The 17,878-nt window shown below is 58.6% G+C and carries 15 protein-coding genes; 5 read left to right on the top strand and 10 right to left on the bottom strand.

Annotated elements, in window-relative coordinates; translation table 11 throughout:
• The first annotated feature begins 44 nt into the window (after positions 1–44).
• On the top strand, positions 45–746 hold the full coding sequence (gene aqpZ, locus FHL07_RS05745) for an aquaporin Z (RefSeq protein ID WP_095002674.1): 702 nt from the start codon (positions 45–47) through the stop codon (positions 744–746).
• 17 nt (positions 747–763) lie between these two features.
• Here aqpZ and FHL07_RS05740 read toward each other — a convergent pair whose 3' ends face one another.
• Positions 764–1,888 (bottom strand): GNAT family N-acetyltransferase, encoded by a 1,125-nt coding sequence (locus FHL07_RS05740; protein ID WP_095026948.1) that lies wholly within the window; start codon positions 1,886–1,888, stop codon positions 764–766.
• 258 nt (positions 1,889–2,146) lie between these two features.
• On the opposite strand from FHL07_RS05740, the gene FHL07_RS05735 reads away from it, so the two are divergent.
• Positions 2,147–3,439, top strand: coding sequence for a putative porin (locus FHL07_RS05735; protein WP_165446539.1), 1,293 nt, complete (start codon positions 2,147–2,149; stop codon positions 3,437–3,439).
• A 124-nt stretch (positions 3,440–3,563) separates the two neighbouring features.
• Here FHL07_RS05735 and FHL07_RS05730 read toward each other — a convergent pair whose 3' ends face one another.
• From FHL07_RS05730 to hrpA, 4 genes are all read right to left on the bottom strand, one after another.
• Entirely contained in the window at positions 3,564–3,791 is a 228-nt protein-coding gene (locus tag FHL07_RS05730) for an anti-sigma factor family protein (protein ID WP_095002677.1), read from the bottom strand.
• Positions 3,785–4,396, bottom strand: a complete 612-nt coding sequence (locus FHL07_RS05725; RefSeq protein WP_138738197.1) for an RNA polymerase sigma factor — start codon at positions 4,394–4,396, stop codon at positions 3,785–3,787. The genes FHL07_RS05730 and FHL07_RS05725 overlap by 7 nt, the downstream gene beginning before the upstream one ends.
• Positions 4,397–4,533: 137 nt before the next feature.
• A complete protein-coding gene (locus tag FHL07_RS05715) occupies positions 4,534–5,655 on the bottom strand; it encodes a beta-ketoacyl-ACP synthase III (protein ID WP_095002679.1) in 1,122 nt (373 codons plus the stop codon).
• 217 nt (positions 5,656–5,872) lie between these two features.
• Positions 5,873–9,784 carry an ATP-dependent RNA helicase HrpA gene (gene hrpA, locus FHL07_RS05710; protein WP_095018956.1) on the bottom strand — a complete coding sequence of 1,304 codons (3,912 nt, stop codon included), beginning with the start codon at positions 9,782–9,784 and terminating at the stop codon, positions 5,873–5,875.
• Between the two features lie 143 nt (positions 9,785–9,927).
• Here hrpA and FHL07_RS05705 point away from each other — a divergent pair, with 143 nt between their 5' ends.
• Complete coding sequence (locus FHL07_RS05705; protein WP_095002680.1) at positions 9,928–10,824, top strand: DMT family transporter; 897 nt, start codon at positions 9,928–9,930, stop codon at positions 10,822–10,824.
• A gap of 94 nt (positions 10,825–10,918) precedes the next feature.
• On the opposite strand, the gene FHL07_RS05700 is transcribed toward FHL07_RS05705, so the two are convergent.
• Together FHL07_RS05700 and cysK are read right to left on the bottom strand one after the other, a co-directional pair.
• Positions 10,919–11,857: an aspartyl/asparaginyl beta-hydroxylase domain-containing protein gene (locus FHL07_RS05700; protein WP_088377780.1), complete on the bottom strand. Its 939-nt coding sequence runs from the start codon at positions 11,855–11,857 to the stop codon at positions 10,919–10,921.
• Between the two features lie 221 nt (positions 11,858–12,078).
• Positions 12,079–13,053 (bottom strand): cysteine synthase A, encoded by a 975-nt coding sequence (gene cysK / locus FHL07_RS05695; RefSeq protein WP_095002681.1) that lies wholly within the window; start codon positions 13,051–13,053, stop codon positions 12,079–12,081.
• 206 nt (positions 13,054–13,259) lie between these two features.
• Here cysK and FHL07_RS05690 point away from each other — a divergent pair, with 206 nt between their 5' ends.
• Complete coding sequence (locus FHL07_RS05690) at positions 13,260–14,105, top strand: AAA family ATPase (RefSeq protein WP_095021285.1); 846 nt, start codon at positions 13,260–13,262, stop codon at positions 14,103–14,105.
• Between the two features lie 20 nt (positions 14,106–14,125).
• Positions 14,126–15,304, top strand: coding sequence for a vWA domain-containing protein (locus FHL07_RS05685; RefSeq protein WP_138738196.1), 1,179 nt, complete (start codon positions 14,126–14,128; stop codon positions 15,302–15,304).
• Between the two features lie 109 nt (positions 15,305–15,413).
• Here FHL07_RS05685 and FHL07_RS05680 read toward each other — a convergent pair whose 3' ends face one another.
• The 3 genes from FHL07_RS05680 to FHL07_RS05670 are packed head-to-tail and all read right to left on the bottom strand — an operon-like array spanning position 15,414 to position 17,784.
• Positions 15,414–16,334, bottom strand: a complete 921-nt coding sequence (locus FHL07_RS05680; RefSeq protein ID WP_138738195.1) for a 5-oxoprolinase subunit C family protein — start codon at positions 16,332–16,334, stop codon at positions 15,414–15,416.
• Positions 16,331–17,035 carry a 5-oxoprolinase subunit B family protein gene (locus tag FHL07_RS05675; protein ID WP_095002685.1) on the bottom strand — a complete coding sequence of 235 codons (705 nt, stop codon included), beginning with the start codon at positions 17,033–17,035 and terminating at the stop codon, positions 16,331–16,333. Before FHL07_RS05675 ends, FHL07_RS05680 begins: the two co-directional genes overlap by 4 nt.
• Positions 17,032–17,784: a 5-oxoprolinase subunit PxpA gene (locus FHL07_RS05670; protein ID WP_095026952.1), complete on the bottom strand. Its 753-nt coding sequence runs from the start codon at positions 17,782–17,784 to the stop codon at positions 17,032–17,034. Before FHL07_RS05670 ends, FHL07_RS05675 begins: the two co-directional genes overlap by 4 nt.
• Between the last annotated feature and the right edge of the window lie 94 nt (positions 17,785–17,878).

The following is a 17,878-nucleotide window of genomic DNA, read 5'->3' as shown; positions in this document are numbered from 1 at the left end:
CCGCTTCAATTGCTCGATGGATTTATCCATCCGGGATCTCCTCCATGACCTTGTTCAAACGTTCCGTCACTGAGTTGCTGGGTACTTTCTGGTTGGTATTGGGCGGTTGCGGCAGTGCTGTGCTCGCAGCCGCGTTTCCTGATGTCGGCATCGGCCTGCTGGGGGTGGCTCTGGCATTTGGCTTGACCGTGGTGACCATGGCCTTTGCCATCGGCCATATAAGTGGTTGCCATCTCAACCCGGCCGTGTCTTTCGGCTTGTGGGTTGGTGGACGCTTTCCTGCAAAAGAACTGCCTGCCTACATCATTGCCCAGATCCTCGGCGGTGTGATTGCTGCCGGGCTCCTGTACATGATTGCCAGTGGCAAACCCGGCTTTGATCTGGCTGCCAGCGGGCTCGCAGCCAATGGCTATGGCGACCACTCACCCGGTGGCTACTCCATGGTGTCGGGGCTCATCTGTGAAATCACCATGACCGCCATGTTTATCCTGATCATCATGGGCGCCACTGACAAACGGGTATCCGCGGGGCACGCCCCTCTGGCCATCGGCCTGGCGCTGACGCTGATCCACCTGATTTCGATCCCGGTGACCAACACGTCGGTCAACCCGGCGCGCAGCACAGGCCCGGCGCTGATCGTGGGCGGCTGGGCGCTTCAGCAGTTATGGATGTTCTGGTTGGCGCCGATGCTCGGTGCGGCCATTGGCGCACTGGTCTATCGCTGGCTGGGCAAGGAAGGCAGCTAAACGGCCGGACGCGAGGGTCAGGCCTGCCGATATGGCAGCGCCGACCTCGCCTCTTCAGCATACGCCAGCACACCGACCCGCTCACGCTGCAAAAAGTCACTTACGGCCGCCTTCAAGCCCTGATGGCGCAGGTAATGCCATGAGTGTGTGATCACCGGTTCAAAGCCGCGAATCAGCTTGTGCTCGCCCTGAGCACCAGCATCAAAACGCCTGATACCGTGGGCGATAGCGTAATCCATGCCCTGGTAGAAACACGTCTCGAAATGCAGGCGGTCAAACTCGCCAAGACATCCCCAGTAGCGACCATAGAGACTGTCGCCGCCGATCAGGCTGAACGCCATCGCAACCGGGGTCGAACCCTGTTTGGCCAGCACCACGCGAATCGATTCGGGCATGCGCTCGGCCAGCAGGCTGAAGAAATCCCGGGTCAGATACGGCGTTTGCCGTCGCACAGCATAGGTGTTGGCGTAGCAGGCGTAGACAAAATCCCATTGCGCTTCACTCACCTGCTGGCCTTCCAGCCACTCAAACTCAAACCCCTGCCCTGCCACTTGCTCACGCTCTTTGCGCATCTGTTTGCGCTTGCGTGAGCTCAGGGCATCGAGAAAATCCTGAAAGTCCCGGTACCCGCGGTTCTGCCAGTGAAACTGACAACCCAGCCGTTGCATCCAGCCGGGTTGTTGCGCCAGCGCCGTATCGGCCAGCAGGTCGGTGAAATTGATATGGGCGCTGGACAACCCTTCGATCTGCAGATAACCGGGCAAGGCCGCCAGCAGCTCAAGCCCGTCCTCGGCACGGGCGGCCAACAACCGGGGGCCGCTGACCGGACTGAACGGTACTGCCGCAAGCAGCTTGGGGTAGTACTCGATACCTGCCCGCTCACAGGCTTGCGCCCACTCGTGATCGAACACGTACTCACCGTAGGAATGCCATTTTCGATAACTGGGCAACGCCGCCTGCAACTGCCCATTTTCATAATGCAGTAAATGCTCGGGCTGCCAGCCTGAATGCGGGCCCAGGCTGGCACTGTCTTCCAGGGTACTGAGAAAGGCATGGCGCAAAAAAGGCTGGGCCACCGGCACCAGCGCATCCCATTCATGGGCGGGGATGGTGGACAGGCTGTCGAGTCGTTGAAGCGGCATTAATAGTCCTCAAGGCGCGGCGTAGACGCGATGGTATCACCCAACCACTGAATCGCTTCACTGTCACAGACTTGCTATCAGTCTGCCACTTTTCTGTCATATCCACCCGCGATACTGACGCCGCTTCTTAGAACACGGGGTTATGAGCGACCTGTTTGCCAACACGCTCATGACACGCCAAGCCTCGTTAACGTGAGCCCGTAAAGGGCCGATTTTTCTTGGGGTGGCTAGGGCCATCTCAGCACTGGGAGATTCATAATGCGTCTTGTATCTACACGGGTTGCTGCGGGACTGTGTGGTGGCCTGGTATTGGCCATGAGCGTTCCGGCCAGCGCTGCGGTCGATGCCAAACTGCTCGAAATGCTAAAAGCCAACGGCTCTATTTCGCCTGCACAGTACTCCGAGCTGCAAACTGAACTCGCCAGTGAGAATCAAGCCAAGCAAGAAGCTGCCGCCGATCAGGTGAAAAAATCCGATCTCAGTGCCTTCGAACAGAAAGTCGCCTGGGCCGCCAAAACCGAACTCAAGGGGGATGTACGGGTTCGTCAGGAAACCGTCAAGATCGACGGCGAATCCGATGGCAAGAACAAGGACCGCCAACGCATTCGTGCTCGCCTGGGCGCCTATACCGAAATCAACCCGCAGGTGAATACCGGTATCCGTATTGCCACTGGCGGCGGTGATGATGCACGTTCCACCAACCAGGATCTGGACAACTACTTCGACAAGAAGCAACTGTGGCTGGACATGGCGTTCATCGACTACCACCCGACCGCCGTCAAGGACCTGCACCTGATTGCCGGCAAGATGCCACAGCCGTGGGTCAATATGGGCGATGTAATCTGGGATAGCGATATCAACCCGGAAGGTCTGGCCGCCACTTACAAACACAACCTGGGCAACAGCGGCGTCGAAATGTTTGGTAGCGCCGGTTACTACACCCTCAAGGACAACGTTGACGGCGAAGGCGTGCAATTCAAGCACGACCTGAGCCTGTACGCCGGCCAGCTGGGTGCTCGCTTCGCCCCTACCGACAGCCTGAAAGTGACCTTGGGCGGCAGCGTTTACAGCTACAACAACGACAAGGACAGCAAGTGCCCGACCACCGGGACCAAGACCACCCCATGTGCACTCGGCGTCAACGGTAACAGCACTGACGAGTTCCGCCTGTACGAAGGCTTCGGTCAGGTCGATATCGCCAACCTGCCCGTGCCGCTGTCGCTGTACGGCCAATACGTGCATAACGCTGCCACCGACAGCGATCAGGATGATGCCTGGTTGGTGGGCTTCAAATCCAAGCTCAACGCCTTCAGCCTGGACTACAACTACCGCGATATTCAGCGTAACGCCGTGGTCGGCGCTTTCACCGATTCTGACTTCGCCAACGGTACTACCGGTTCCCGCGGTCACAAGTTCAAAGTGGGTTATGAAATCGACAAGAACTTCGGTGTCGGCGTGACCTACTTCCTGACCAAGGCCGACTACGCGACCTCCACCCAGAAAGATGCCAAGGCCAACACCTTGCAGCTGGACCTGGAAGCCAAGTTCTAAAAGAAAGGTTTACTCAATAGACAAAACGCTGAAGTCATTCAGCGTTTTGTGCCGTAAAAGCAGAGCGAGGATGCCGTCGGCCCCCATCACATCCACCGACAGTGTTCTCGTTCATGCCCCGCCATCAGCGCGACTGCTCGCGCATCATTCGCTCAACCGTCTGCTCCAGATCCTCCGGTGGCGGTTCGGGAAGTTTTTGCAACGTGCCCCTCAACAAACGCATTTGCCTGATAAAACGCCTGCAGTTCGGACAGAACAGCAAATGATGGCGTACCAACAACCGCTGACGAAAACTCAGCTGACCATCCAGATAGTCACTTGAGACCGCTACTTGCTGTTTGCAGGTCAACATTCGCCAGTTTCCTCGAAATGTTCCACGGTCGCGAAGACTTTGAGTCGGGCGCGATGTATCAACACCCGGACATTAGAGAGCGATATCTCAAGAATATTACAAATTTCTTCGAGCTCGAGCCCCTGGCGCTCGCGCAACACCAGCACACTGCTCTGCAACTGCGGCAGACTGAGGAGCGTTTGCTCAAGACATTCGCGCAACTCATCTTCGCTGAGCAATGCGTCAGGGCTGTCCTGATGCCAGGAATAAGGGGCAAGCAACCAGTGGCCATCGCTGGAAAACCGCTCATCGTCGACAGTACCGTGGGGCGAAGGCAAATCGTCGAGCAGCACTTCACGACGATTTTGCTTGTAGCGTTGTTTCGCCGCATTGGCCGTGATGGTCAGCAGCCAGGTTTTCAGGCTCGAACGGCCTTCGAACCCGGACAGGTTGCGCACCACTGACAGCCAGGCGTCCTGAACGATTTCGTCAGCATGGCGATTGCCGACGATCGCATGGGCCACAGCGCGCATGGCACCTTGATAGGTAGTGACCAGCTCGCGGAAGGCCTGTTGCTCGCCGTTAAGCAGACGTTTGAGCAGGTCAGCGTCGTCAACAGTTTCCATGCAGGTCTCCGCAACCGGAAAGTGATTTTTCTGTGTGGGAGCGGGCTTGCTCGCGATAGCATCACCGCAGTTTGCCTGTCAGACCGCGCTGCCTGTATCGCGAGCAAGCCCGCTCCCACCACAAACCAGCTGTGACCTTAGCGTTTACGCAGAATCACGCTGCCAATCGAGTAGCCGGCACCGAACGAGCTGAGCACCGCCAGCGAACCGCTTGGCAAGTCGTCCTGGTACTTGTGGAAGGCAATCACCGAACCGGCCGAACTGGTGTTGGCATAGGTGTCGAGAATCACCGGAGCTTCTTCGACCGAAGCTTCGCGGCCCAACAGCTTGCGCACGATCAGGTGGTTCATGCTCAGGTTGGCCTGATGCAACCAGAAACGTTTGACTTGCGCCACGTCCAGCTGATTTTCCTGCAGATGCTGGCCGATCAGTTCAGCCACCATCGGGCAGACATCGCGGAAGACCTTGCGCCCTTCTTGCACGAACAGTTTGTCCGGGCTGTCAGCTGGCTCGTCGGATGCACGGTTGAGGAAGCCGAAATTGTTGCGAATATTGTTCGAATACGTAGTCAGCAGTTTAGTGCTGACGATGTCGAACTGGTGTTCGGACGTTGCCAGGTCGGCACGCTCGACCACTATCGCGGTCGCGGCATCGCCAAAGATAAAGTGGCTGTCACGGTCACGGAAGTTCAAGTGGCCGGTGCATACTTCAGGGCTGATAAGCAGTACCGCGCGAGCCTGGCCCAACTGGACGCTGTTGCTGGCGGTCTGGATACCGAACGTTGCGGAAGAACAGGCCACGTTCATGTCAAAACCAAAACCCTGAATACCCAGTGCATGTTGCACTTCGATGGCAATGGCCGGGTACGGGCGCTGCAGGTTGGAGCAGGCCACGATCACGCCGTCGATGTCAGCGGCGGTTTTACCCGCGCGTTCCAGTGCTTGTTTGGCAGCGCCAACGGCCATTTCGCAGAGTACCGACATTTCGTCGTTGGAGCGCTCCGGCAAATGCGGGCGCATGCGCTGCGGGTCAAGGATGCCGTCCTTGTCCATCACAAAGCGGCTTTTTATGCCCGAAGCCTTTTCGATAAAGGCGGCGCTGGACTCGGCCAGAGGCTGGATTTCACCGGCCTCGATAGCCACGGCGTGGTCCGCGTTGAACTGTTGTACATAGGTATTGAAAGACTGCACCAGCTCTTCGTTGGAGATGCTGTTGGCCGGGGTGTACAGGCCGGTGCCGCTGATGACGACGTTATGCACGATCGTTCCTCTATTCTGTTCAAGCAGAAGATATTGAAATCGTTTCAGGTACGGATAGCCGCGAAGTTTGCCATAAATGCCAGCATTTGGCGTTATTTACGGATCTTGCAGTAATCCCCCGCGGGAGCTGGCCTGCTCTCGATTGCAGCAACACGGTGCAAATGCATGACCGCGTCGCCTGCATCGCGAGCAAGCCCGCTCCCACAGGACTGCAGGCTCAAGCCTCCACCAAACTCCACTGCTTACTCAGGCGCTTGTCCGAAATCGGCACCTTGGTCCCCAGTTGCTGGCCGAATAACGACACCCGATATTCTTCCAGCCACCAGCGGTACAACTCAAGTTGCGGATCGCGCTTGCCCTCCTGCGCATGCTTGGTCGCACGCGCCTGGTACTGCGCCCACAAACCACTCAGCTCACCACTCCAGACCCGGTCTTTTTGCACCTGGCCCGGCAGTTTTTCAAGACGCATTTCTATCGCCTTGAGGTAGCGCGGCAACTCTTTAAGCCACAAAGCCGGGGTTTCGCGCACAAAACCCGGGTACACCAGATGGCTCAGCTGCTGCTTTATGTCATTCAACGCCACCGCCTGGGCCAGATCGATCTTGCCCTTGAAGCGTTTTTGCAGACCATGCCACAGTTTGAGGATTTCCAGCGTCAGTCTGGCCAGCTTTTCCGCATGTTCGGTCCAGGCTCCGCGCTTGCGCTCGGCAAGCGATGCCAGCCCCGCGCCATCACGGGGTAATACCGCCTCGCCTTCCAGGATGCAGCTGTCGAGGCTGGCCAGCAGAATGTCCTCCACCAGGCTCTCGACCCGACCCAATTCGCGGTACAAAAGGCCAAGCTCAGTCAACCCTGGCAGCTTGCCACGCAAAAATTTCGCCGGTTCCGCCAGTTGTTGCATCAGCAAACGCTGCAACGCACGGCGATGCTGGAACTCAGCCTCGGCCGGGGTAGAAAAGCGCCCTTCCTTGACCGTATTGCCCTCTTCCACCAGCGCCGGGTAAACCGTCATCGACAGCCCGGCGATCTTCTGCTGGGTTTTCTCCGCCACCGGGGCAAACACCTTGGCCTCGACCGGCTGCTGATTTTTCGCGGTTTGCGGTACGGCCAGTGCTGCCTGACTGGCCTGGGCAAAGCGGGCCGTCAATTCGGCCAGATCACGACCCTCGCCGAGAAACTTGCCGTCGGCGTCGACCACTTCGATATTCATCTTCAGATGATTTTCAACTTGCTGCGCGGCTTGCGCCCAGGCCTCGTCGCTCACCCGAGCGCCGGTCATGCGCAGCAATTCGCGGCCCAGGGTTTGTGGCAATGATCCCTCAGCAAATTCCATGCGCTGCAACGCGGCCTTGACGAAGTCCGGCACCGGCACGAAGTTTTTGCGCAATGCCTTGGGCAAACTGCGCACCAGAGCGATGCATTTGGCTTCTATCATGCCGGGCACCAGCCACTCCATACGTTCCGGCGGCAAAACCGGGAGCAGCGGCGCTGGCACCTTGACCGTCACGCCATCGCGGGGGTGGTTGGGTTCAAAGTGATAGCTGAGCTCCAGGGTCAAATCCCCCAGATGCAAAGTGTCAGGGTAATGCATGGCCGTGATTTCGGTGGCTTCGCGGGCCAGCACGTCTTCTTCGCGCATGATCAGCAACTGTGGATCTTTCTGGCTGTTGACCCGATACCAGCTGTCAAATGTCGCGGTCTGATGAATCTCGGCAGGCAGGCGAGCGTCGTAAAACGCGTAGAGGGTTTCTTCATCCGCCAGAATGTCACGGCGCCGGGCCTTGGCCTCCAGTTCGTCGAGTTGTTCAAGCAACTGCGCGTTGGCCGTCAGGCATTTGGCCCGCGACTGAATTTCGCCACGCACCAGCCCTTCACGGATAAACAGCTCGCGGGACAGCACCGGGTCAATCGGCCCGTAATGCACGGCACGGCGACCGACCACGATCAGGCCGAACAGGGTGATCTGCTCATAGGCCACCACCTGCCCGCGCTTCTTCTCCCAATGGGGCTCGAAATAGTTCTTTTTCACCAGATGCCCGGCCAGCGGTTCGATCCAGTCCGGCTCGATCTTGGCCACCATCCGCGCATACAATTTGGTCGTTTCTACCAGCTCGGCAGTCATCAGCCACTGCGGACGCTTTTTACCCAGCCCCGAAGACGGATGGATCCAGAACCGCCGCTGGCGCGCCCCGAGGTAATCTCCGTCCTCGGTTTTTTGCCCGATCTGGCTCAGCAACCCCGACAGCACCGCCTTGTGCAGTTTTGCATAATCGGCCGGTTCCTGATTGACCGTGAGCTGCATATCGCGACAGATCAGGCTCAATTGACGGTGGGAATCACGCCACTCGCGCAACCGCAGGTAGTTGAGGAAGTTCTTGCGACACCAGTTGCGCAGCGGGCTGGCCGTCAGCGCCTGGCGCTGCTCCTCAAAACCGCGCCATACGTTGATCAGACCGGCAAAGTCAGAGTCGACATCTTTCCATTGCGCGTGGGCCTGATCAGCCGCTTGTTGACGTTCCGGCGGACGTTCACGCGGGTCTTGCACCGACATCGCACTGGCGACGATCAATACTTCCTGCAAACTGCCGAGCTTGGCGGCTTCGAGCAACATACGGCCCATGCGCGGGTCTACCGGCAGGCGGGCCAACTGACGGCCCAGCGGTGTGAGCTGATTTTCGCGGTTAACCGCCGACAGTTCTTGCAGCAGATTGAAACCGTCGGTGATTGCCTTGCCGTCCGGCGGCTCAATAAACGGAAACGCGGTGATTTCGCCCAGGCGCAGGTGCAGCATTTGCAGGATGACTGCCGCAAGGTTGGTACGAAGAATCTCGGGGTCGGTAAACTCCGGGCGACCGTTAAAGTCTTCTTCGGCATACAGGCGCACGCAGATACCCGGCTCGACCCGGCCACAACGGCCCTTGCGCTGGTTGGCGCTGGCCTGGGAAATCGCTTCTATCGGCAGGCGCTGGACCTTGGCCCGGTAGCTGTATCGGCTGATGCGCGCCGTGCCGCTGTCAATCACGTAACGGATGCCCGGCACAGTCAATGACGTTTCCGCTACGTTGGTGGCCAGCACCACACGGCGGCCCGGGTGCGACTGGAAAATCCGCTGCTGTTCGGCAGGCGACAACCGCGCATACAACGGCAGGATCTCGGTGTGCTTGAGTTGCGCCTTGCGCAGCATGTCGGCGGCATCGCGGATTTCCCGCTCGCCTGGTAAAAATACCAGCACATCGCCGGGGCTTTTACGCTCACTGCGCTCGAACGCGGCAATCTCGTCCAGGGTGGCAATAATGGCCTGGTCGACGCTCAGGTCTTCTTCAACGTTGTTGCCCTCTTCGTCCTGCTGGGAGGTCAACGGGCGATACCAGGTCTCGACCGGAAAGGTACGGCCCGACACTTCGACAATGGGCGCGTCATTGAAGTGTTTGGAGAAACGCTCAAGATCGATGGTTGCCGAGGTGATGATGACCTTCAAATCGGGACGACGGGGCAGCAGGATCTTCAGATAACCGAGCAAAAAGTCGATGTTCAGGCTGCGCTCGTGGGCTTCGTCGACGATGATCGTGTCATAGCGTTCGAGATAGCGGTCGTGCTGGGTTTCGGCCAGCAGGATACCGTCGGTCATCAGCTTGATCAGGGTATTGGAATCGCTCTGATCCTCAAACCGCACCTGATAGCCGACCAGCGCACCCAGCGGCGTGCCCAGCTCTTCAGCCACCCGGCTGGCCACACTGCGGGCGGCGATGCGCCGCGGTTGGGTATGGCCGATCAGGCCGTGCTGCCCACGGCCGATTTCAAGGCAGATCTTCGGTAACTGGGTGGTTTTGCCCGAGCCGGTTTCACCGGCCAGGATCAGCACCTGATGCTTGAGCAGCGCGGCCTTGATCTCGTCCCGCTTGGCCGCGATCGGCAGATTTTCGTCATAGCGAACCTGCGGCACACTGGCCGCCCGCGCTGCCACCTGCGCGCACGACGCCTGCACCCGCTCGGCCCAGGCGGCCAGCTTGGCGTCGTCAGGCTTTTTGCGCAGCTCATGCAATTGCCGGCGCAGCTTGTGGCGGTCGGCAATCATGGCTTGATCGAGGTTTTTCAACAGTTGGTCGATAGCAGGCGATTCGTCAGTCATCAGGTGCGCAGAATTCTTCGTAAATGCAGGGGGCGGATTGTCGCAGATTTGGACGCTCATGCACGAATCTGTAGGAATTAGCGCGTTGTCTTGTCCGCTGCATCCCCTACACTGCCCGCCTTGAAACTTGTAAGGAAAATCCCGTGAGACTTGTCGATTTGCTGCGCATGCTGTCGCTGGCAGGCATTTGGGGCGCCAGCTTTCTGTTTATGCGGATCATTGCACCGGTACTCGGGACCATCCCGACAGCTTTTTTCCGGGTTTCCATCGCAGCAACCGGTCTGGTAGTGATTCTGGCGCTGATGCGCGTGCGCTGGGATTTCGGCGGCAAACTCAAGGTAATCCTGATACTGGGGGTTATCAACTCCGGGGTACCGGCCACACTGTATTCGGTGGCGGCCCAGGTGTTGCCTGCCGGTTACTCATCGATTTTCAACGCCACCACACCGTTGATGGGCGTATTGATCGGCGGTCTGTTTTTCAGCGAAAAATTGACCCTGACCAAAATGGCCGGGGTGTTTCTGGGCTTGCTCGGTGTAGGCATTTTGACCCGTGCCGGGCCGGTTGCTTTCAATCTGGACTTGCTGATGGGCGCCCTCGCCTGTCTGCTGGCCACCACCTTTTATGGATTTGCCGGCTTTTTGGCACGCCGCTGGCTGGATCAGCAAGGCGGTCTCGACCCTCGTCTTTCGGCACTGGGCAGTATGCTCGGGGCTACTTTGTTCCTGCTGCCGCTGTTCGGGCTGAGTGTGATCAATCAGCCACCGGTCAGTTGGGGCGGGACGAGTGTCTGGTTATCGTTGCTGGGTCTGGGGCTGGTGTGTACGGCGTTTGCCTATATCCTGTACTTCCGCTTGCTGACCAGCATTGGCCCGGTCAAATCCATGACCGTGACCTTTATGATCCCGCCGTTTGGCGTGCTGTGGGGCGCGCTGTTTCTGGGCGAGCCGCTGTCGATGGCGCACCTGTACGGAGGTCTGCTGATCGCCGTGGCGCTGTGGCTGGTGCTCAAGCCCGGGGCAATGGCAGCGTCCAAATAATCACATGCCGTGGTGGGGTTTTGGCGGGCAATTGACTTAAAAAAAATCCAAAAAAAACCGCTCTCGAGAGAGCGGTTTTTTGTGTCTGATGCAATCAGCCAAACAACCAGCGCCACAGCAGTATCAGTACCAGCACCGCCAATATCGGCCGGGCGATACGATAAAGCTTGGGATTGCGGCGCTTCCACTGTTTGACCACGCCACTGAAGCGGTCACTGAAGGTTTTGCTCCAGGCGTAGGCCTTGTTGATCCCGCCAACGCGTTCGTCGTCCAGGTTCTGCGGCGCAGTCGCCTTACCCAGTTGCGCGCTGACCCAACGGTTGATACGGGTCATCAGCGGGCTGGTCAATGGCCGCTCGATATCGCAAAACAGAATGACGCGGGTGATATCGGTTTCGTTCTTGACCCAGTGCACGTAAGTCTCGTCGAACATCACGTCTTCACCATCACGCCAGGCGTATTCCTCGCCATCGACAAAGATGCGGCAAGCGTCGGAGTTGGGGGTCGACAGGCCCAGGTGATAACGCAGTGATCCGGCAAACGGGTCGCGGTGCGGGTTGAGGTGGCTACCGCCCGGCAACAGGGCAAACATCGCACCTTTGACGTTGGGGATGCTGTTGACCAATTCAACGGTTTTGGGGCACAGCAATTCAGCCGATGGCAGCGCCTTGTCGTACCACTTGAGGTAAAAGCGCTTCCAGCCCTTTTTGAAGAACGAACCGAAGCCTGCGTCGTTGTTCTTCTCGGCGGCGCGTATATAGCCCTCATCGAACAAGTGCATGGCTTCTTCGCGGATCGCTTGCCAGTTGTCCTTGAGCACATCCAGCTCGGGGAACTTGCTGCGGTCCAGGTACGGCTTGGACGGTACCCCGGAGAACAGGTACATCAGGGCGTTGTAGGGCGCAAAGAACGCGGAGTGGTTGACGAATTGGCGCAACACCGGCAACCGTGCCTTGCCGCGCAGGTGCACGTAAAGAATGCTGCCGACAAATAACAGTATGAGCCCTGCCTTAATGGCGAAGGATAAGGTCATGCAACAACTCCTCAAAAATACCGTGCAGCATCAATAGCCCGATGTAGCAGCAGGCCATGATAAACACTACAGGCGTAGGACAAAACCCACGAATCCAAATAATCAGTATTAAGTCTTACGCAACAGCAGGCTGATTATTCAGAAACTTGGGCATTAGCCACTTGATTTGAGTCAGTTGCACAAACTCTGCGGGGAACGGGCGCGCCACCCCCCGCACAATGTTACGGGTGCAATTCCTGCTCGCTGAACAGGTCGCTGAACAGGAAGCTCGACAGATAACGCTCGCCCGAATCGGGGAGGATCACAACGATGGTCTTGCCTTGCATTTCCGGGGTTTCCGCCAGTCGCACCGCCACGGCCATCGCTGCACCGCAGGAGATGCCGCACAAGATGCCCTCTTCCTGCATCAGGCGCAGGGCCATGGCCTTGGATTCGTCATCGCTGACCAGTTCGACCTTATCGACGATCGACAGATCAAGGTTTTTGGGGACGAAACCGGCACCGATGCCCTGGATCTTGTGCGGTGACGGCTTGATTTCTTCTCCGGCCAACGCCTGGGTGATCACCGGCGAGGTGATGGGCTCGACGGCCACCGACAGAATCGGCTTGCCCTGGGTGTGCTTGATGTAGCGTGAAACCCCGGTGATCGTGCCGCCGGTGCCGACGCCAGAAACCAGTACATCAACGCCGCCATCGGTGTCGTTCCAGATTTCCGGGCCGGTGGTTTTTTCGTGGATCGCGGGGTTGGCCGGGTTCTCAAACTGCTGCGGCATAAAATACCTGGCCGGGTCGCTGGCCTGAATTTCTGCGGCTTTGTCGATCGCGCCCTTCATGCCCTTGGCCGGCTCGGTCAAGACCAGCTCGGCACCCAGCGCCTTGAGTACCTTGCGCCGCTCGATGCTCATCGATGACGGCATGGTCAGCATCAATTTGTAACCACGCGCCGCTGCGACAAACGCCAGGCCGATCCCCGTGTTCCCCGACGTAGGCTCGATGATGGTCATGCCCGGCTTGAGTACGCCACGGCTTTCGGCATCCCAGATCATGTTGGCGCCAATCCGGCATTTAACTGAATAACCGGGGTTGCGGCCTTCGATCTTGGCCAGGATGGTCACGCCGCGCGGCGCAATGCTGTTGATCTGGACTAAAGGCGTGTTGCCGATGGATTGGGCGTTGTCTGCATAAATGCGGCTCATGGCGGGGTCCTTGTGCACCTTTTGGGAAGATCCCAAGGGTAGGCCTCACGCTGACATGCGTCCAGTCATGGCGTGACGCCTCATTCAGGGACTGAATGGCGCGTCTGCGTTCACCTCAGGCGGGCAGCGCGTTATAGTCGGACACACTTTTCAGTTCTCCCGCCCTGCCCCTTGCAGGACCCGGGTCATGGTTTGAGGAATTGCAGATGAAGTTTGAAGGCACACGCGCCTATGTGGCCACCGATGACCTGAAACTGGCGGTCAACGCGGCCATTACCCTGGAGCGGCCGCTGCTGGTCAAGGGCGAGCCCGGCACCGGTAAAACCATGCTTGCCGAGCAACTGGCTGAATCCTTTGGCTGCAAGCTGATCACCTGGCACATCAAGTCAACCACCAAGGCCCACCAGGGCCTCTATGAGTACGACGCAGTCAGTCGCCTGCGTGACTCGCAACTGGGTGTCGACAAGGTTCACGATGTGCGCAACTACCTTAAAAAGGGCAAGTTGTGGGAAGCCTTCGAGGCCGAAGAACGCGTCATCCTGCTGATCGACGAAATCGACAAGGCAGACATCGAGTTCCCCAATGACCTGCTGCAAGAACTCGACAAGATGGAGTTCTACGTTTACGAGACGGACGAGACGATCAAGGCCAAGGTGCGCCCGATCATCATCATTACCTCCAATAACGAAAAAGAACTGCCGGACGCCTTCCTGCGCCGCTGCTTCTTCCACTACATCAGTTTCCCGGACCGCACCACGCTGCAGAAAATCGTCGACGTGCACTTCCCCAACATCAAGAAAGAGCTGGTCAGCGAAGCGCTTGATGTGTTTTTCGATGTGCGCAAGGTCCCGGGCTTAAAGAAAAAACCTTCAACCTCCGAGCTGGTCGACTGGCTCAAGCTGCTGATGGCCGACAATATCGGCGAGGCGGTGTTGCGCGAACGTGATCCGACCAAAGCCATTCCGCCACTGGCCGGTGCCCTGGTGAAAAACGAGCAGGATGTGCAATTGCTTGAGCGCCTGGCGTTTATGAGCCGCCGCCCCAATCGCTGATTTCCGAGAAGGCGAAAAGCATGCTGCTTAATCTGTTCAATGAAATGCGTGCGGCCAAGGTGCCGGTTTCAGTGCGTGAGCTGCTGGACCTGATCAACGCCCTGAAAAACCGGGTGACCTTCGCCGATATGGACGAGTTCTATTATCTGGCCCGTACGATCCTGGTGAAGGACGAGCGCCATTTCGACAAGTTCGACCGCGCATTTGGCGCCTATTTCAATGGTCTGCAAAACCTCAATGAACACCTGGAGGCACTGATCCCCGAAGACTGGCTGCGCAAGGAGTTCGAACGCTCGCTGAGCGACGAAGATCGCGCCCAGCTGCAGTCACTGGGCGGGCTGGACAAGCTGATCGAGGCGTTCAAGCAGCGTCTGGAAGAGCAAAAGGAACGCCATGCCGGTGGCAACAAATGGATCGGCACCGGTGGCACCAGTCCGTTCGGCTCGGGCGGTTATCACCCCGAAGGCATCCGCGTGGGCGATGCTGGCGCACGTCAGGGCAAGGCGGCCAAGGTCTGGGAACAGCGCGAGTACAAGAACCTGGATGATCAGGTCGAGCTGGGCACGCGCAATATCAAGGTCGCGCTGCGTCGGCTACGTAAATTCGCCCGCCAGGGCGCAGCGGATGAGCTGGATATCGATGACACCATCGACCACACCGCCCGCGATGCCGGGTTGCTGAATATTCAGATGCGCCCGGAGCGGCGCAACAATATCAAACTGCTGTTGCTGTTCGATATCGGCGGTTCGATGGACGCCCATATCAAAATTTGTGAAGAGCTGTTTTCCGCGTGCAGAACCGAGTTCAAACATCTGGAGTACTACTACTTTCACAACTTTATCTATGAATCGGTGTGGAAGAACAACCAGCGTCGTCAGGTTGAGCGCATCTCGACCCAGGACCTGCTGAACAAATATGGCGCGGATTACAAAGTGATCTTTATCGGTGACGCGACGATGGGGCCCTATGAGATCACCCATGCCGGGGGCAGTGTCGAGCACTGGAATGAAGAGCCGGGCTACAAGTGGATGCAGCGTTTTATGGAGAAATACAAAAAGCTGGTGTGGATTAACCCGTATCCCAAGGACACATGGCATTACACGGCTTCGATCGGGATCGTACGTGATCTGATCGAAGACCGCATGTATCCGCTCACCCTTGAAGGGCTGGAAGAAGGGATGCGGTTTTTGGCCAAATAATTCAGCGCGGTGAGTGTGGCAGCGGGCTTGCTCGCGATTGTTCGACGCGGTGTTCCTGCTTTACCGCGCCGCCTGAATCGCGAGCAAGCCCGCTCCCACATAAATGGCGCTAAGCCACAAACCGCCGCATAAACACCACATGCTGGCGTTGCGCCGCCTCCTGCGTGGTCGGACGCATATGCACGCCCTCCCCCGGCAAGCACTGGGCCAGTCGCGCCAGCGCCAAAGGCGTCAAGGCGCCAAGTCGCGGGTAACCGCCAATGGTCTGGCGGTCATTGAGCAGCACGATCGGCTGGCCATCCGGCGGCACTTGAATGGCGCCCAGCGGTATCCCTTCCGAGATCATCGGTGCGCCCTGATACACCAACGCAGGCCCCAGCAAACGGATGCCCATGCGATCGGCGCGAGTGTCCAGCGTCCAGGCGCTGTTGAAAGCATCGAAGGTACTTTGCCCGCTGAAAGCACCCATTTGCGCGCCCATTACCACGTCCAGCGCCGGATTGGCGCTGAATACCGGTTGCAGTTCGCACGACAACTCTCGCAATTGCCCGGCATGCCCGGCGTACGTCAATTCATCACCTGCCACCAGCCCGCGACCAAAACCATCCGGCCCACCGAGCTGCTCACGGGCGACAGTCGAGCAACTGCCCAGCACCTGCGGCGCGACAAACCCCGCGGGCGCTGCCAGATAAGCCCGGGCACCGCTCAGCGGCCGGGTAAATACAAGGGTCTGGCCTTGCTTCAGGACAAAACTGCGCCAGGGCTTGAGCGGCTGCCCGTCAATGGTGGCCGCCAGGTCCGCGCCCGCCAATGCCAGAGTGCAATCGGCCTTGGCAACAAGGGTCAGGCCGCCCAGGGTGATTTCAATCACCGCTGCATCCGGCGAATTGCCCAGCAGCCAGTTGGCCCAGGCCATCGACAGCCAGTCTGCGGCGCCGCCCTGGGTTACGCCCAAATGCCGCACGCCAAAACGCCCCGCGTCTTGCAGCAGGCACAATGGAGTGCTGGCCTGAATCAATAAGTGGCTCATGCCAAGGCCTCCTGAGGCGTATCGTCACCGCCCAGGCGGATAAATTCAGCATGGGACACGGGTGCAAACTGCACCCTGTCACCGGGTTGCATCAGGCTGTAGCCATCACGTTCGCGATCAAACAGCGCGCTCGGCGTACGCCCGACCAGGTTCCAGCCCCCCGGGGATTGCGCCGGGTAGGCTGCCGTCTGTCGCTCGGCAATGCCCACGCTGCCACTGGCCACACGCTTGCGCGGGGTGTTCAGGCGTGGCGCGGCCAGAGCCTCTTCAACCAGCCCCATAAAGGCAAAACCTGGAGCAAAACCCAGGGCAAACACCTGGTATTCGTGTTCACTGTGCCGGCGAATCACTTCGCTTACCGAGCAGCCGGCGCGCTGGGCCAGCAACGTCAGTTCCGGGCCCACGCTCACGTCGTACCACACGGGCAGCACATGACACTGGCCAAGGTTGCGGGTTTCCGGGCGCAGGTCGGTCAAGGCCTGGGCGATCAATTCACGGGCCTGGGCCGGGGTCAGCGCCAGCCCGTCGTAATGCACCATCATTGTGGTGTAGGACGGCACCAGATCGATCAGATGCACCGCAAAGCAGGTGCGGATCCGCTCGCTGGCAGCCAGTATCCAGGGCATGTTGCTTTCGGCAATTTCATCAAACAGGCGCAGCATCAGGCAATCGATGGCGACCACTTCGATACGCGGCTTCATGCCCGCGCCTGCTGCTCAAGGGCTTCGCGAATACGCTGCACAGCAGCAATCGAGCTAATGTTGTCGCCATGCACACACAGGGTATCAGCGTGCAAATGCAGGGCACTGCCGTCACTGGCAAGCAGGGCCTTGCCCGCTGCAATGGTCAGGGCCTGCTGCACGATGACATCCGCATCGTGGTGGACTGCCCCCGGTAGTTGTCGCGAGACCAGCCGCCCGGCGTTGTCGTAGGCGCGGTCGGCAAAGGCTTCAAACCACAGTGTTACCCCAAACTCGTCGCCGATTGCCTGGGCGGCACTGTTGTCTCGCGTGGCCATCAGCATGAGCGGCAAGCTGGAATCGTAAGCGGCCACAGCCTGAACCACTGCCCGCAGCTGTACCGGGTTGGCCATCATGTCGTTGTACATCGCGCCGTGGGGTTTGACATAGCTGACCTGCACACCCTGTGCGCGGCAAATACCGTCCAGTGCACCGATCTGATAATGCAGCAGATCCTGCACTTCCTGCGCCGAATAGCTCATGGATCGGCGCCCAAAGCCCGCCAGATCCTGATACGCCGGATGAGCACCGATCTTCACATTATGCGCCACAGCCAGGGCCACGGTTTTGCGCATGATGCCCGGGTCGCCGGCATGAAAGCCGCAGGCAATGTTGGCGCAATCGATAAACGGCATGACTTCGGCATCCAGGCCCATGGTCCAGCTGCCAAAACTCTCACCAATGTCACAATTCAATAACAGGCGGCTCACGATGATGCTCCTGTGGTCTTTTTATAGATTAGGTAGGAGCATTTTTCGACAGGCGCGGGCCATTCGTCCAACTAATAAAAGCCGGGCTCGGGCA

This window comes from Pseudomonas sp. FSL W7-0098 (genome assembly GCF_005930585.1).
In the GTDB taxonomy this organism is placed as follows: Bacteria; Pseudomonadota; Gammaproteobacteria; order Pseudomonadales; family Pseudomonadaceae; genus Aquipseudomonas; species Aquipseudomonas bubulae.
The sequence above is the reverse complement of the archived record's forward strand: the minus strand, read 5'-3'. Positions and strand labels throughout refer to the sequence as shown.

Bases quoted from the DNA above. Each gene is read 5' to 3' on its own strand.
- aqpZ (WP_095002674.1), top strand. From the start codon at position 45: ATGACCTTGTTCAAACGTTCCGTCACTGAGTTGCTGGGTACTTTCTGG.
- FHL07_RS05740 (WP_095026948.1), bottom strand. From the start codon at position 1,888: ATGCCGCTTCAACGACTCGACAGCCTGTCCACCATCCCCGCCCATGAA.
- FHL07_RS05735 (WP_165446539.1), top strand. From the start codon at position 2,147: ATGCGTCTTGTATCTACACGGGTTGCTGCGGGACTGTGTGGTGGCCTG.
- FHL07_RS05730 (WP_095002677.1), bottom strand. From the start codon at position 3,791: ATGTTGACCTGCAAACAGCAAGTAGCGGTCTCAAGTGACTATCTGGAT.
- FHL07_RS05725 (WP_138738197.1), bottom strand. From the start codon at position 4,396: ATGGAAACTGTTGACGACGCTGACCTGCTCAAACGTCTGCTTAACGGC.
- hrpA (WP_095018956.1), bottom strand. From the start codon at position 9,784: ATGACTGACGAATCGCCTGCTATCGACCAACTGTTGAAAAACCTCGAT.
- FHL07_RS05700 (WP_088377780.1), bottom strand. From the start codon at position 11,857: ATGACCTTATCCTTCGCCATTAAGGCAGGGCTCATACTGTTATTTGTC.
- cysK (WP_095002681.1), bottom strand. From the start codon at position 13,053: ATGAGCCGCATTTATGCAGACAACGCCCAATCCATCGGCAACACGCCT.
- FHL07_RS05690 (WP_095021285.1), top strand. From the start codon at position 13,260: ATGAAGTTTGAAGGCACACGCGCCTATGTGGCCACCGATGACCTGAAA.
- FHL07_RS05685 (WP_138738196.1), top strand. From the start codon at position 14,126: ATGCTGCTTAATCTGTTCAATGAAATGCGTGCGGCCAAGGTGCCGGTT.
- FHL07_RS05680 (WP_138738195.1), bottom strand. From the start codon at position 16,334: ATGAGCCACTTATTGATTCAGGCCAGCACTCCATTGTGCCTGCTGCAA.
- FHL07_RS05675 (WP_095002685.1), bottom strand. From the start codon at position 17,035: ATGAAGCCGCGTATCGAAGTGGTCGCCATCGATTGCCTGATGCTGCGC.